General features: G+C 30.2%; 12 protein-coding genes. 4 read left to right on the forward strand and 8 right to left on the reverse strand.

All coding sequences use genetic code 11. The features are described 5' to 3' along the window. Positions 1–12 precede the first annotated feature (12 nt). From CPAL_RS00700 to CPAL_RS00710, 3 genes are all read left to right on the forward strand, one after another. Positions 13–1257 (forward strand): CapA family protein, encoded by a 1245-nt coding sequence (locus CPAL_RS00700; protein WP_061857272.1) that lies wholly within the window; start codon positions 13–15, stop codon positions 1255–1257. 332 nt (positions 1258–1589) lie between these two features. Further along, positions 1590–2894 carry a Mur ligase family protein gene (locus tag CPAL_RS00705; RefSeq protein ID WP_106023869.1) on the forward strand — a complete coding sequence of 435 codons (1305 nt, stop codon included), beginning with the start codon at positions 1590–1592 and terminating at the stop codon, positions 2892–2894. A 42-nt stretch (positions 2895–2936) separates the two neighbouring features. Then, entirely contained in the window at positions 2937–3662 is a 726-nt protein-coding gene (locus CPAL_RS00710; RefSeq protein WP_106023870.1) for a type 1 glutamine amidotransferase, read from the forward strand. Positions 3663–3744: 82 nt separating this feature from the next. Here CPAL_RS00710 and clpB read toward each other — a convergent pair whose 3' ends face one another. The 6 genes from clpB to CPAL_RS00735 form a co-directional block, all read right to left on the reverse strand. After that, on the reverse strand, positions 3745–6342 hold the full coding sequence (gene clpB, locus CPAL_RS00715) for an ATP-dependent chaperone ClpB (protein ID WP_061857275.1): 2598 nt from the start codon (positions 6340–6342) through the stop codon (positions 3745–3747). Between the two features lie 201 nt (positions 6343–6543). Continuing rightward, positions 6544–7800, reverse strand: a complete 1257-nt coding sequence (locus CPAL_RS00720) for a helix-turn-helix domain-containing protein (protein WP_061857276.1) — start codon at positions 7798–7800, stop codon at positions 6544–6546. Positions 7801–7824: 24 nt separating this feature from the next. Continuing rightward, positions 7825–9123 carry a helix-turn-helix domain-containing protein gene (locus CPAL_RS00725; protein WP_061857277.1) on the reverse strand — a complete coding sequence of 433 codons (1299 nt, stop codon included), beginning with the start codon at positions 9121–9123 and terminating at the stop codon, positions 7825–7827. A gap of 218 nt (positions 9124–9341) precedes the next feature. Then, complete coding sequence (locus CPAL_RS13740; protein WP_116485969.1) at positions 9342–9515, reverse strand: YtxH domain-containing protein; 174 nt, start codon at positions 9513–9515, stop codon at positions 9342–9344. Between the two features lie 150 nt (positions 9516–9665). Then, entirely contained in the window at positions 9666–10577 is a 912-nt protein-coding gene (locus CPAL_RS00730; RefSeq protein ID WP_106023871.1) for a ribonuclease H1 domain-containing protein, read from the reverse strand. 67 nt (positions 10578–10644) lie between these two features. Further along, complete coding sequence (locus tag CPAL_RS00735; protein WP_106023872.1) at positions 10645–11730, reverse strand: YkvA family protein; 1086 nt, start codon at positions 11728–11730, stop codon at positions 10645–10647. Positions 11731–12036: 306 nt separating this feature from the next. Here CPAL_RS00735 and CPAL_RS00740 point away from each other — a divergent pair, with 306 nt between their 5' ends. Then, positions 12037–13779, forward strand: coding sequence for an ATP-dependent metallopeptidase FtsH/Yme1/Tma family protein (locus CPAL_RS00740; protein WP_061857280.1), 1743 nt, complete (start codon positions 12037–12039; stop codon positions 13777–13779). A 56-nt stretch (positions 13780–13835) separates the two neighbouring features. On the opposite strand, the gene uxaC is transcribed toward CPAL_RS00740, so the two are convergent. Together uxaC and CPAL_RS00750 are read right to left on the reverse strand one after the other, a co-directional pair. Then, complete coding sequence (gene uxaC, locus CPAL_RS00745) at positions 13836–15239, reverse strand: glucuronate isomerase (protein WP_106023873.1); 1404 nt, start codon at positions 15237–15239, stop codon at positions 13836–13838. Between the two features lie 211 nt (positions 15240–15450). Then, entirely contained in the window at positions 15451–16938 is a 1488-nt protein-coding gene (locus tag CPAL_RS00750) for a UxaA family hydrolase (RefSeq protein ID WP_106023874.1), read from the reverse strand. Between the last annotated feature and the right edge of the window lie 50 nt (positions 16939–16988).

The following is a 16988-nucleotide window of genomic DNA, read 5'->3' on the forward strand; positions in this document are numbered from 1 at the left end:
GAGGTTTTATTTATGAAAAAAAAATATAAAAAATCATCCCAAGAACAATACAGAAAAATACCTCTCATTCTTTATATTATAGCTTTGGGTATGTTAGGGACGGTTCTCAAATTAACCCTATTTTCTTCTGCCGATAATTCAAATAAAAACACAGTCACAAAAATAGTCTCTAAGGATACTAGAAATAATAACTCTTCAGATAATATTCAATCCAAAGTTAGCAATACTGAAGATAAAATTTCAAATTCTAAAGAACCGTCCCAGATTGATCACCAGATTGATCAACTTGGCCAACCCCATAAGGATGATTCAGTTGAGGTTATTTTAACTGCTGTTGGAGATTGCACACTTGGTCGTGATGACAAATTTTCTTTTGAAGGTTCTCTTCCTTATGTTTTGAAGAAAAATAATTATGATTATTCTTATATATTTAAAAATGTATCTCATATTTTTAAGGATGATGATATAACCATAGCTAATTTAGAAGGTACTTTTACTAACTCGAATTCTAAAGCTGAAAAACAGTTTACATTTAAAGCTCCTCCTGAATATGCAAAGATTTTAACTGCTGGAAGTATAGAAGGGGTTAATCTCTCTAATAATCACATTAGAGACTATCTTGATGAGGGGTTTAAAGATACAATAGCTGCATTGGAATCAGAAGGTATTAATTACTTTGGGGAAGGTAATGTTTGGATTAAAGAAATTAAAGGAATTAAATTTGGATTTTTAGGTTATAAGGGCTTCTATGATAGCAAGGAATTACTTGAAAAAGTTAAAAATGATATAAAAACATTGAAAGCTCAAAATTGTGTAGTAGTAATTAATTTCCATTGGGGAGAGGAAAGCCATTATGAACACAATTCTGTTCAAAGACGTATTGCTCACCACGCCATCGATAATGGAGCTGATTTAATAATTGGTCATCATCCTCATGTTATTCAAGGAATAGAACAGTATAAAAATAAATTAATATTCTATAGCTTAGGCAATTTTGCTTTCGGAGGAAATAAAAATCCAAAGGATAAAAACACTATAATACCTCAAATAAAGTTTAAATTTAGAAATAACTTACTAGAATCTTATGATCTAAAAGTGATTCCAGCTAAAATTTCATCTGTCGATTATATAAATGACTATTGTCCTACCCCTGCAAAAGGTGATAGTAAAACTTCTATTCTAAAAAATTTAAATAAACTTTCTCCTAATTTAGGTTTTGAGGTTAGTGAAAACTTTCATAGTCTTAACTTAAAATAAAGAACCCAATTTAGTTTTCTTATTCATCTGCTTTTTAATTTATTCAAAAAACTTAATGTCATATATTTTTAAAAAAAGCCAAATTTCTCCTGTGTTTTCTTGAGAACCTATGGCTTTTTTGTTTTTTAACATTAAAATACCATGAAAAATATGATTTTAAAAAGAAATTCAATTTTCAGTAAAATATTTCCATTTTCTTTTATACGTGATAAAATTTTATTAATGGTCATTAGTATAATTTTTATATACTGGTACATAATTGTTTAATAGGATGGAGGTGCTGCCAAATTAATATTGCAACATTTTTAGGGATTGTTTTTTCAAAAGCTGTTATGAATCTTTCTCAAATATTATATAAAGGTGGAACAAATTTTCCTGGAAAAGTAGCTTTAAAATTTGATAAAGATATCTTGGGAAAGATATCTAAGAATTTTAAGGTTATTTTAGTTACTGGAACAAACGGAAAAACTACTACTACAAATATGATTTACTCTATTATAAAAAATAGTGGTCAAGACGCTATAACTAACGAAACCGGCGCAAATATGTACACAGGCATAATATCATGTTTTTTAAAAAATTATAGATTTACCAATAAAAATAAGCATAGATACGCAGTTATAGAGGTTGATGAAGCTAATGTTAAATATGTTACAGATTATATTCAACCAGAAATAATAATAATTACTAATCTTTTTAGAGATCAATTAGATAGGTATGGTGAAGTTTATAATACTTTAGACAAAATTTTAAATGGAATTAGAAAATGTCCCGATTCTATCTTAGTACTAAATGGAGATGAATCCTTACTTGGTGCTTTAAATTTACCTAATAAAATTTTATATTACGGCTTTAATACACCTGTCAATGAATATAATAAACTTTCTATAAATGCAGATGCTAAGTTTTGCAAAATATGCAAACATCCTTATGAATACAATTTTATAACTTATAATCATCTTGGTGACTTTTATTGTCCTAATTGTGGATATAAAAGACCTAAGTTGACTTACAGCGTTGACAAAATCATAGATTTATCTCCAGATAAATCTATAGTTGAAATTAATAATAAACAGTACTATATAAATCAATGTGGCACTTATAACATTTACAATGCCTTATGTGCTTTTTCATCATCAAAGCTTCTCGGAATAGATGATTCCATTATTTATGAAAGTTTAAAAACACTAAACAGCAGCTTTGGACGTCAAGAAGTTATAAAAATACACAATAAAAATGTAAAAATAATACTTGTAAAAAATCCTGCTGGATTTGATGAAGCTTTGAATTCAATAAATTTAGACAAAGGAAATAAAGGCCTTGCCCTTCTTTTAAATGATAACTTTGCAGACGGAAGAGATGTATCCTGGATCTGGGATGTAGGTTTTGAAAACTTAGACAGTGATACAGTTAGTAACGTTATGGTATCCGGAATACGATTATACGATATGGGCATTCGACTAAAAGTAGCCGGTTTTAGTGAGGATTTATTTCGTATATGTGATGATTATGATACTCTGTTAGACAATATAAAAAAATGTAAAGAACCAATTATATATCTTTTAGCTACATATACAGCTATGACTAGTTTTAGAAAATTTTTAAACAGTAAAGGATATATAAAAAAGCTTTGGTGAACTTTATTATAATTTGAGCTTGATTGACGCGGAGGTGATCTTATGGAGCTTAACATATGCCATATGTACCCTGATTTGCTTAACGTATATGGTGATATAGGAAATATATTGATCTTAAAATATAGAGCTGAAAATCGAGGCATTAAAACCAATGTATTTAATATTTCTATAAATGATAGGTTTGATCCTAAAAAATATGATATAGTATTTTTTGGTGGTGGCCAGGATTATGAGCAATCTATAGTATCTTCAGATTTAAAGAAAACCAAGGGTAAAGATATAATTGACTACATAGAAAATAACAAGGTGTTTTTATCTATATGTGGTGGATATCAATTACTTGGTAAATACTACGTAACCCCTTATGGTGAAAAAATCGAGGGTCTTAATGCTCTGGATATATATACAACTCCTGGAGAAAAAAGATTTATTGGAAATACAGTAATTTATAACAAAGATTTTAATGAAACTTACGTTGGATTTGAAAATCATTCTGGAAAAACATATATAGGCTCTCTAAAGCCTCTTGGTAAAGTTTTAGCTGGATACGGCAACAATGGTGAAGATGGTTATGAAGGTTGTATATACAAGAATACATTTTGTACCTACTTTCATGGATCATTGCTTTCAAAAAATCCTGAACTTGCTGATAGGTTGCTTTCCCTAGCTTTAGAACATAAATATGGTAAATTTGTGCTTCCTCCCCTAGACGATACCTATGAATTAAAAGCAAAAGAATTTATAATAAAGCGTGAGATAGCTCAATAAACTCATCAGTTAAAGTTAAGCAAACTGGGGACGGTTCTCAAATTTTTAGTATAAAAATTTGAGAACCGTCCCCAATCTTTCTTTATACCTCAAACTTTATTTCATTATTTTCTGATTTTATCTTTATAGTTGATCCACTATAAACCTCACCTTTAATTATCATTTTAGCTATATTTGTTTCTAAAATTTTCGAAATATATCTCTTTAGTGGACGTGCTCCATATATTGGATCATATCCTTCCTTAGCTATGATTTTCTTTGCTTCCTTAGAAATTTCAAGAGAAATGTTCTTTTCTTTTAACCTATCTTTTATATCTTCCATAAATATATCTATTATCTTCTCTATTTCTTCTTCCATAAGAGGTTTAAACATTATAATATCATCTAATCTATTTAAAAATTCTGGTTTAAATCTCCTTTTCATTGCACTCATTACTTTTTCTCTTATCTCTTCATCAATACCTTGAGAGTTTTTATTTTCTAATAAATACTCACTTCCTATATTAGAGGTCATAATAATTATGCAATTTTTAAAATCTATTGTTTTTCCTTTATTGTCTGTTAGTCTGCCATCATCAAGTATTTGAAGAAAAATATTAAATACATCATCATGGGCTTTTTCAATTTCATCAAATAAAACTACACTATATGGATTTCTTCGCACAGCCTCAGTTAACTGTCCGCCTTCCTCATATCCAACATATCCTGGAGGCGCTCCTATAAGCCTAGAAACAGCATGTTTTTCCATATACTCCGACATATCTATTCTTATTATGTTTTCTTCGCTGTCAAATAAAGTTCTTGCTAATGTCTTTGCAAGTTCAGTTTTTCCAACTCCTGTTGGTCCTAAAAATATAAAGGAACCTATTGGTCTATTTATATCTTTTAATCCTGCTCTCGCCCTTAATACTGCATTAGCAGTAGAAGTAACAGCTTCTTCCTGTCCTATTACCCTTTTATGAAGCTCATCTTCTAATCTTAAAAGCTTTTCTCTTTCTCCCTCTAAAAGTCTTGACACTGGTATTCTAGTCCACTTAGATATTATTTCACATATTTCATTTTCAGTAATCTCTTCTTTTAAAAGTGCGTTTTCTCCACTTTCTTTTAAAATTTCTTCCTTTTCCTTAATATTTCTTTCTAAATCAGGAATCACACCATACTTTAATTCTGCAACTTTATTTAAGTCATATTCTCTTTCAGCCTTTTCAAGCTCTCCCCTTGCCTCATCTAATTTGCTTTTTAAATCTCTTATAGAAGAAATATTTTCTTTCTCCTTTTCATATTTAGCAGTCATCTCTTTATCTTTTTCTTTCAAATCACTGAGCTCTTTTTCAAGAAATTTAAGTCTTTCTTGAGATGCCTTATCTTTTTCTTTAGACAAAGCTTCCTTCTCTATTTCTAACTGAAAAACTCTTCGTCTTACCTCATCCAATTCTGTTGGAAGACTATCAATTTCTGTTCTTACCATAGCTCCAGCTTCATCTATTAAGTCTATAGCTTTATCTGGCAAAAATCTGTCTGTAATATACCTATGAGACAACTTAGCTGCAGCAACTATAGCAGAATCATGTATTCTAATTCCGTGATGTATTTCGAATCTTTCCTTTAATCCCCTAAGAATTGAAATACTATCTTCAACCGTAGGCTCTTCCACGGTAACCGGTTGAAATCTTCTTTCTAAAGCTTTATCCTTCTCTATATATTTTCTATATTCATCAAAAGTTGTAGCTCCTATGCAGTGAAGTTCTCCTCTAGCAAGCATTGGTTTTATTAGGTTTCCAGCATCCATAGCTCCTTCTGTCTTTCCAGCACCTACAATTGTATGAATTTCATCTATGAACAGTATTATTTTTCCTTCACTACTTTCTACTTCCTTTAAAACTGCCTTTAATCTTTCCTCAAATTCTCCTCTATATTTAGCACCAGCAATCAAGGATCCCATATCTAAAGAAAATATTATTTTATCTTTAAGTCCTTCTGGAACATCGCCTCTAACTATTCTTTCAGCTAGTCCTTCAACTATAGCAGTCTTACCTACTCCAGGTTCTCCAATCAAAACTGGATTATTTTTAGTTCTTCTAGATAAAATTCTAATTACCCTTCTAATCTCTTCGTCTCTCCCAATAACAGGATCTAACTTATGTTTTTTAGCCTCTTCAACCAAGTTTCTTCCATACTTTTTTAGAGCATCATAGGTTCCCTCAGGGTCTTGAGTCTCAACCCTCTGATTTCCTCTTACCTGTGATAATACAGCTAAAAATTTATCCTTATCTATATTAAAATCTGACAATAGTCTACCTACTGTTCCTTTATGATCAATATCCATAATGGCAAGGACAATATGTTCAACACTTACATATGAATCTTTAAATTTACTAGCATAATCTTCAGCCTTTAAAAATACTTCTTCAACTCTTCTAACTAAATATATTGCTGATGTACTTGCACCTTCTCCCAAAACCTTAGGCATTCTATCTAATTCTTTATGTGTAGCTTGTTTTAAAAGTTCAACATCTACTCCAATTCTGCTAAATATATTAGGTACTATTCCATCTTCTTGAGAAATTAGAGCCATAAACAAATGTATTATATCTATTTGCTGATGATCATATTTTATGGCTATCTTTTGAGATTCACTCAGAGCCTGCTGCACTTTGGTGGTCATCTTTTCATAATCCATAGCTCTCATCCTTTCTGTATATTTTTTATATTTTACATTTAACTAAATAGTATTATTTGTATTTTTATCAATAGATATTATCTACATACATATTATAACTCTATTATACAAGGGACGGTTCTCAAATTTTTATGCTAAAAATTTGAGAACCGTCCCCGTATTTTAAAAAAAATCTAATCAAGCTTTGGCTCAATTAGATTTTTATAGCTTTTCTTGAAGATTAATGGCTAAAGCAAAATATTTTAACGCGTCTTTAGGATAATTCATATCAAAATACATTTTTCCCATCTCCATATACCTATCATAAATTTCTTTATTATTTCCAAACTTAGTAAGAGCATCTAAGGATAAATTCATATACATTTCAGCCGATATATAATTACTATTATTCTGAAGAATTTTAGATTTTAAATAATAAGATTTCTCAATAAATTTTATATTATTTAAATTAATAGAATAATCTATAACCTTTTCTATTAAACTTTCTGCTTCACTTAAAGCTCCGTTATTAATAAGCTCTTCTATACATAGAAGCATAAATCTTACCTGTTTTTCTTTATCATTCGTTGGATACATATTCAATGATTTATTTATATATTCAATAGCCTTATCTTTTTCATTCATTTCAAACATAATGGAAGCATAATCTAACATATCCTCGCACTTATAGTCGTTTCTAGAATCGTATATTTTATATGACTTAAGCTCATACTCTTTAAACTCTTCATTACCCATTCTTAAAGATAAAATAGCCATCATATGATATATCTTAGCCTTTTTCAAATCATCTTCCATGTAAGAAAACATTTTTTTTAACTTTACCGCCACATTATATGCTTCACTATATTCCTTAAGAATTATTTTACATCTTACTTCACCGTATATGCTTTCAACATACATACTATAATCCTTGCTTTTTTCTGCATCCAATGTTTTTCTTACATTTTCAAAATAATTAGATGCTTGAACAATCTCTCCATTGTTAAAGAAAAACTTTGCTATATCTATGTAATAAATCATCCTATTGTTACTATCAGAATTATTGCATAAATCATAGTATGTTCCTAATAATTCTTGTGTCTTACTCAATTCATTATTATCTAACAGATATTCAAATATTAAATGCATAATATAAAATGCTAAATCATAATATCCATGTTTTTGAGCTAAACCTAAATTGTATTTTAGCTTTTCTTCATAATCATCACAATTAGGGTTCACCACTAATTCTTTTAAGTTTTCATTAATCTGATCTTCAATCCCAAGCTTTAAATAATTAGGATTTAATTCTAGCTTAGAAGCTATATAATCTAAAATCCATTCCTCTGGAACTACCTTATCATTTTCAATACAGCTTAATTTTGATACAGAAATCTTATCACCGCAAATATCCTTTAGTGTAAGCCCTTTATAAATTCTGGCCCTCTTTATTTTTTCTCCAACTGAAAGAACTTCCATATAATCACCCATCCAATTATGGCACTATTTCAGTACACCTAATTTTTTAAACGCCTCAACACCTGCATTTAGATATTTAGCTGCCTTTTCATCCATACCATTATCCACATAAAATTTACCAATTAAAATCGACACCTCTGCATATTCATCCTTTAACTGAGCAATCTCCGTATATTCTAATGCCATCAGTAAGGTGTTCTCTGCTTCATAAATATTTCCCTCTAGCATATTTATTCTATATTGCAGCAAATAGTATTTATAGATAGTTAAATCGTTTCCATTATCTTTTTCATCTAATATTTCCTCCAATGCTTCCTTAGCTTTTTCGACATCTTTTAGTTTAATATAGTTTTTACAAATGTTTACAAGGATATCTATATACTCCTCATCTTTAAAATCTTTTCTTAGATTTTTAGCTTTATATAAGTGAACAAAAGATTCTTCAATATTATCAAACTCTGAAAAAAGCTTTCCTAAACTATTTTCAATATGAGCTATGTATTTACAATCGTCAATCTCCTTAAATAACTTCAAAACTTTATTCGAGTATTTTATTGCATTATTTATATCACCTTTTTTACTAAACTCTTTTGAAAGAAGCATAAGGGATTTTGCATACTCTTTTTTATCATTCACTTTTTTGAACTTACTGTTGGATAAATATGAATAATTGATTGCTTTATCCAAATCTTCTAATTTGTAATATGTAAATGCTATATAGTAGTAAATTTGTCCTATTAAGAAGTCATTTTCCAAATTACTATCGTTATAAACTTTCTCTGATTGATGAAAATAGCTGCAAGCTGAATGATACGCCTGCATTTCTAAAGTTATCATTCCAAGTTTAATAAAAGTATTGATTATATCCTCAAAATAGTTATCTTTGATAAATATTACATTTGCAGATAAAAAATATTGTTGAGCTAGCCCTAATTCCTTTTTTAAAGTATATATCTTCCCTCTTAAATACAAATTTCTAGCCTTCCTATATTCCAGTTCATACTTTTCAGCATAAAATAATGCATTCTCTATATACTCATCAGCTTGATCTAACTCATCATTCAATATATGAGATTCAGCCATGTTTTCAAAATATATACAAATCTTTTCCGCTTGAGTTTCCTCGGACTCCATTAAATATTCAATAGAGATATTAAGACAATTTGCTAAATACTCCAATAAATCCATGCTAGGATTAGATTTACTGGATTCTACTAGGCTTATTTGTCCTGGGGTAATTCTATCCCCTGCTAAATCCTTTAGGGTCATTCCAAGTTCTTTTCTTCTTCTTTTTATTTTTTCTCCCAAAGACAATATTTCCATAAATACCTCTTCCTTTACCAACTTATAGTTATCAAATTTAATCTTATAGTTATTAATCTTATAGTTATTAAGTTTAATATTATTTAATAATTCGTTAAATATTATATCACACTTGTTCTATTCCTGCAAAAAAAATGTAATAATATTAGGTAATATAAAAAAAAGAGTTCAATTTTTTTAAAAACTTGAACTCTTTTTAACTATAATATAATTAAAGTTTAACTTATCCAGTTCATCATCATATCCACTATATTTTCAGCCTTATGCATGGCAGCTCTTCTACCTCTCATAATCTTTTTTCTTGTTTTTCTGTCCATTTCTGGAGACATCATCATTCCAACTGTTGCTCCAATTATAGTTCCCGTAGTTAATCCTTTTATAAAACCATTCATATTTACACACCCCTTTTATATTTTGTTAAAATCTGTAAGCAAAATAGTAATGATCATAGTCTATCACTTATAGGTTGTGCAAATAATAAAATATTAAACTAGAGAACATAAGGAATTTTCGAAATAATTTTCTCATATCAATATTTTAATTTAAACATTCTCCAATAAATATAAAATAAATTTTTCCTTTTCTTCCTCCTTTAGATTTCTTATCAAATTTTTTGCCTTATTTGAATCTTTTATATATAACTCCTTTATATGTTTAAATATATCTTCTGAATTTTCCTTGAAACTATTATCAATTTCATTAACAACAATTATATTATTCCCACTATTAGGGGCTATTTTTAAAATTTCATCTTTTATATATTTGCTAGATACCTTTAAAGTATTTTTTCTTAGCCACTTTTCTATAACTCTGTCAGATTGAATTTCTGCCTTTTCCTTGCACTTTTCATCTACAAGTTCATTAAATAAAACTCCAGTATGGCTATCTACCTTAACAAAAATGACCTCAATTCCTAGGTTCATTAACTCATTCATTTTGTTATAATACTGTACTGAGGATTCCTCTTTCCTTTCCCAAAAACCAGTAGCATGATGGCTGATTCCTTCATAATCATGAAATATAACAACCTTCTTTTCTCCTATATTTAAAGCATATTCCACACCTTTAATTGCTGCCTCTAACTCTCCAGCTATTTGTCTTATATTCTTCTTAGAAGTATCCTTTGATGAACCGCTTTCAATATATTCAACTACATCCTTTCTAACCGCAACTAATCCGTAAGAATATTTTTCTGTGCTCATATTATAGCTTCCGTCAACATATATATGCAGACAATCTTTAGGATAAGTATCTTCGGACTTTTTTAAAAGTTTACTTCCTTCTCTTAAATATTGCTCTGCACTGTTAATATCTTCAAAACTCTTGTACTTAGCACCTTTAACACCTTTCACATACTTTAAGCATTCTGACCAAGTATCCACTATCTTATTTTCTATTTTTTCATTCTTTTCAAAATCAAAGCCTTCTTTTATAGCATAAACTTTCTTTGGCAAAACTTTCTCCTCCCATATATAGTATATAGTTGCTGACTTTATAACTTTTAACTAAATTGCTTACCTACTATTCTTTATTTTTAGTATTTTTTCTTTTTATTCTCTTAATTCTGGCTAGTACACTTCCTAAAAGATTAAGAGTATTTTTTTTACCTATAATATCAAACAAAAAGTCTTTTATTTCTTTAGCCTTTAGTATAATATCTTCTTTTCCTTCCCAGTACTGCATTATGATATGATGTGGGACATCTTTTATAATTTTATCCAAAATCAAAAACCCTATGCCAAAATCATCAAGCTTTCCAAGCACAGGAATGGAATCAAATATGATATCTGTAGGAAGCGCTAGATATGCAATAGCTGCGCATATTAAGGTTTTAGTCCTTAGTTTAATCCTTTTATCCTTCATAAGCCTATATAAAAGTGCTATAATATCTGGCACAAGCATTATATATTCATATATATTATTGCTCTGTTTTATAAAACTTTTTGAGAACTGTCCCTGGCTTTCTTTATGATCTATGTTAATTTTTGAGAACTGTCCCTGAACTTCATGAACTTTTGAGAATTGTCCCCGGATTTTTTCCTGCATTTGAGACCTAATTTTAGAATAAGCATCTTGGGTTTTAGTTTGTCCTTCTTTATCTTCCTTTTCACACTCTGATTGCAAAGTTTGCTTTAACTGCGATAGAGATAAAGCTTGTCTACTTTGCTCATATATAAGATCCTCAACTTCTACTTCTAGATTTCCTCTTACAGAGCTTATATTTTTTAATTTAAACTTTATAAAAGGCATTTGAGTGCATAGAGATGTAAAATCAATAAATATGGTCTTTTTTTCAAATGTTATGCCCATATTATTCAAGCTTTTTAAGGCCTTGCCTAGGGCAAAGTTTACAACTCCCATCCATATGGGAAATATTCCTAATTTTATCCTAAATATTTTTAACTTAAGCACATTATCTTTAACATTTCCAATTCCTAAAAATGCTTTAAAATTCAACTTAATTCCTTTAAAGCAGTAGCCTTGAACCTCAATAAGCTCTCCTATATGAATTTTTTCAACCTTCAGCTCTGGTACTTTTAAATTTTCTTCTATAATGCTTAAAAGATCTTTTTCAGTTAATATAACCTTAATATTCTTGATATGCATAGCAACAATCCCCTAACTTCTAGTCTTAGGGCTTCTCCCTCCCATATTGGATATTTTTACATCTACACTAAAGTATACACAAAATATCATTTTTACACAATTACATGTATTAGAATTAAGCCTACTATAAGCTTAGTAAAACTCTAGCTTTTGTCTTACTTTCATCCCATAAATTGCATTAGTAAATTTTATGATTTTCGTTGGACAGGTCTCTACAATTTCTCTATAATAGTGACTAGCGAAAGCATAATTGAGAAATGATTTCAACCCAAAATATACCATATATTCTAGAAGAGGTGAGATTGAATGAACAAAATGAAAAATAAATACATGTTCATTCCTATGATTACAATGTTACTTTCTATTCTTTTTATTATCATAAATACCGTTGCCTATAAACCTCAAGGTTCTAAATCTTATACCGAGTTTTTGGAGGATGTAAAACATAAAAGAGTATCTACAGTATATTACACAACCTCGCCTCAAATAAAGATAAGACTTACTGATGGTAAGATTTATGAAACTGATAATCCAAGAAGTTTAGATTTTAAGGAAACTATGTTAAAAAGTGGTGTAAAAGTTTCTGAACACGGTTATGTTTCTCCATTTGAAGTTATACCTTATGCCCTTTTAGGAGCTTCTGCAGTTGCTATAATATTTATGGCTATAAAATCTTCTAAAGTAACTTCTAGAAGAATGCGCTCAGTGGATACATTGGATACTGCTGCAATAGAAAACTCAGGCTTTACTTTTGAAAACGTTGCAGGAAATGAAGAAGCTAAAGAAAGCGTAAAGGATATAATAGACTTCCTAAAAAATCCTGAAAAATACAGTGCCTATGGTGCTAGAATGCCAAAGGGAATAATTCTCTATGGGGAACCTGGAACAGGTAAAACCCTGCTTGCTAAGGCTGTAGCTGGAGAAGCCGGCGTTCCATTCTATGCTATGTCTGGTTCAGATTTCGTTCAGATATATGTTGGTGTAGGTGCCAGTAGAATAAGACAGCTATTTAAAAAGGCAAGGTCTCACGGAAAAGCCGTTATCTTCATAGATGAGATTGACGCCATAGGTAAAAAGAGGGACGGTTCTAGTAATGGAGGCTCTGATGAAAGAGACCAGACTTTAAACGCCTTGCTCACAGAAATGTCTGGATTTAATGAAAAAGAAGGCATAATTGTAATGGCAGCAACAAATAGATTAGATATGTTAGATCCTGCCTTATTAAGACCGGGTAGATTTGATAGGCACATTGAAGTTTCTCTTCCTGATGTAGCTGCAAGAGAAAAAATATTAAAGTTGCATTTAAAAAATAAGCCTGTAAACGATGATATTAGCGTTAAAGAATGGGCTCAAAAAACTTCCATGTTCTCAGGTGCAAAGCTTGAGCACCTTGTTAACGAAGCTGCTATTTTAGCATGTAAAGATAACAGCAAATATATTAAAAATATTCATTTAGATAAAGCATTTTCTATAGTTCTAGCAGGATATGAAAGACAAGAAAGAGACCATATAAGGGAATTAGATAAAAAGATCACAGCTTATCATGAAGCAGGACATGCCCTTGTATCAGCAAAGGTTCTTCCAGAAGAAAAGCTATCAAAAGTTACAATAATACCAACTACCAATGGTGCTGGTGGATATACTTTAAGTATTCCTGAAGATAAAATGTATCAAAATAAAAGCTATCTTTTAAACAGAATAAAAGTGCTTTTAGGCGGCAGAGCTGCTGAGGAAATTATCTTTGGAAAAGAAAAGATAACTACAGGAGCTTACAGTGATCTTAAACATTCAACCAATCTTGTAACTAACATGGTTACAGCTTATGGTATGGGAGAGTCTCTAGGACTTCTTACCCTATCTGAAATAGGAGATTTATCATCTTCTACTAAAGATGAAATAATTAGAGAATGTAAAACTCTTATAGACAAGCTATACGAAGACACAAAGAATATTTTATTAAGTAATAAAAATCTACTAGAAGATATAACAAATGCACTTCTTGAAAAAGAAACACTTTATTATGAAGACATGGAAAAAATACTGCATTAATAAAGCCCTGTGAAAAATCCACAGGGCTTTCTATTATTATATACTTTTATTACTGCTTAAAACATTTTAAAATAATCTTTTGCATTGTTGTAACAAATACCTTGAACTATACTTCCTAAAGTTTCCATATCGTCCGGATATTCTCCGTTTTCAACCCATTCTCCTAATATATTGCAAAGTATTCTTCTGAAATACTCATGTCTTGTGTAAGATAAGAAACTTCTTGAGTCAGTTAACATTCCAACAAAACGACTTAGAAGTCCAAGATTAGCTAATGTTGTCATCTGTTCTATCATACCATCTTTGTTATCGTTAAACCACCAAGCAGATCCAAATTGAATCTTTCCTGGAACTTCGGATCCTTGGAAATTTCCAAGCATAGTACCAAGCACATAGTTATCTTTTGGATTTAATGTATATAAAATAGTCTTTGGAAGTTTATCTTCTACTTCTAATGAATCTAAAAGTCTTGAAGTAGCGTAAGCTATTTGCTCATCATTAATTGAGTCAAATCCAGTGTCTGGCCCTAATTTTCTAAACATTTTTGTATTGTTGTTTCTCATAGCTGCAATATGAAGCTGCATTGCCCATCCTAGTTCTGAATATAATTTTCCTAAGAATTGTAAAGTATATGTTTTATATTTAGCTTCTTCTTCTTTGTTTACAACCTCTCCTTTTAAAGCCTTTACAAATATGTCATTAACTTCTTCTTTTGAAGCTTCAGCATATGCTATGCTATCTAAACCATGGTCTGATATTCTGCATCCAACTTCATGGAAGAATTTTACTCTTGATTCTAAAGCTTCTAATAATTCATCATAGTTAGTAATTTTCTTTCCACATACTTCTCCAAGTTTTTCTACCCATGGAATGAAAGTTTCTCTTTCAATATTAAGCCCTTTATCAGGTCTTAAAGTTGGTAAAACGGTAACATCAAAGTCTTTATCTTCTTTAAGCTTTATGTGATATTCTAATGAATCTACCGGATCATCTGTTGTGCATAGAGCTTTAACATTTGATTTTTTTATTAAATCTCTTGCTCCAAATCCTTCTTCATTAAGCATTTTATTTGCCTTTTCCCAAATAGCAGGAGCAGTCTTTTCATTTAAAGTTTCATATATGCCGAAGAATCTTTGTAATTCTAAATGTGTCCAGTGATAAAGAGGATTTCCTATAGCCATTGGCACTGTTTTTGCCCATGCCATAAATTTTTCATAATCGCTAGCATCACCAGTAATATATTTTTCATCAATACCATTACTTCTCATAGCTCTCCACTTATAGTGATCACCATATAGCCAAACTTCAGTTATATTCTTAAACTTCTTATTTTCAAATATTTCTTGTGGATTTAGGTGGCAGTGGTAGTCAATAATTGGCATATCCTTTGCATAATCATGATATAGTTTTACTGCTGTATCATTTGATAATAAAAAATTTTCATCTATAAACTTTTTCATAGCATTTTCACCCTACCTTTGATAATTTAACTTATTGTTCACGTTAACATAAACCTCAACTTTATTATAATAAATTTCAACATAAAGTGCAATAGTATAATTGTTAACGTAAACATATATCATTCTATTTTATTTTCACTACATTAATATGCATAAAAAGCTCTGCAAAAATTCACAGAGCCTTTTATATTTTGGTGTATTTATATGAGTTCTATAGAGTTACACCTGTTTTAAATATAGCAAGTTCTCTGAAGTTATTCTTTTCATTATTAACTAGTTCTCCGCTAGCAACTTTTATTACATAATCTATAAATTCTTTCAATAAGTCTTCCATAGATACATCTTCAATAAGCCTTCCAGCATTAAAATCAATCCAATGTGGTTTTAATTTATATATTTGAGAATTAGTTGATATCTTCATTGTAGGAACAAAGCTTCCAAACGGTGTTCCTCTTCCTGTTGTAAATAAAACCATTTGACATCCAGCTGAAGCTAAAGCGGAAGCTGCAACCAAATCATTTCCTGGAGCGCTTAAAAGATTTAATCCTTTAACCTTTAAAGTTTCTCCATACTTAAGAACATCTACAACTCTAGCCGAACCAGCCTTTTGAGTGCATCCAAGAGATTTATCCTCAAGAGTTGTTATTCCGCCAGCTTTATTTCCTGGTGATGGATTTTCATATACTGGCTGATCAAACTTCATAAAATATTCCTTAAAGTCATTTATTAAATGTACTATTTTGTTAAAAATCTCTTCATTCTCTGCCCTGTTCATAAGAATAGTTTCTGCACCAAACATTTCTGGAACTTCTGTTAAAACAGTTGTTCCACCTTGAGCTATTAAGAAGTCTGAAAACTCTCCAAGTAGAGGATTAGCAGTTATTCCAGATAAACCGTCAGAACCTCCACATTTAAGACCTACTTTAAGCTCAGATAATGGTACATATTCTCTCTTATCTTCTTTCATATTTGAATAAAGCTCTTTTAAAAGTTTTACTCCTTCTTCTATTTCATCTTGAACCTCTTGAGCTACTAAAAATCTAACTCTTTTTTGGTTAAATTCTCCCAAGGATTCTTTAAATTCTTTCATAGTATTGTTTTCACAGCCAAGTCCAAACACTAAAACTCCTCCAGCATTCGGGTGCTTAACTACATTTCCTAAAATAGTTCTTGTATTTATGTGATCTTCCCCTAGCTGAGAGCATCCATAGTTGTGCTTGAATACTTCTATGTTGTCTACTCCCTCTGGATTTACTTCTTTTTTAAATCTTTCTATAATCTTCTCTGCCATGCCATTTACACAACCAACAGTTGGTACAATCCAAAGCTCATTTCTTATACCTACTTTTCCGTCTTCTCTTTTATATCCCTTAAAAGTTAGGTTAGACCTTTCATAGTGAGCTTCACTTAATCTTTGATTAAATACATACTCTCCAATGCCCTCTAAATTTGTTTTTACATTATGAGTATGAACAAATTCTCCTGCCTTTATATCTCTAGTAGAGTGTCCAATAGGAAATCCATACTTAATTACATTATCTCCTGAGGCTATATTCTTTATTGCTATTTTATGTCCCCTATTTATATCCTCTAATAGTTCAACCTTTTCACCGTCTACTTCTATAACCTCACCTTTTTTTAAGTCTTCTAGAGCTACTACTACATTATCAATTTTATTTATTTTTATAACCTTTTTCATAAGGTATTCATCCCCTTTCGCCCTAGGCTAATTTCCAACCTCATTATCTC

The organism is Clostridium thermopalmarium DSM 5974, from assembly GCF_002995795.1.
GTDB classification, from domain to species: domain Bacteria; phylum Bacillota; class Clostridia; order Clostridiales; family Clostridiaceae; genus Clostridium_H; species Clostridium_H thermopalmarium.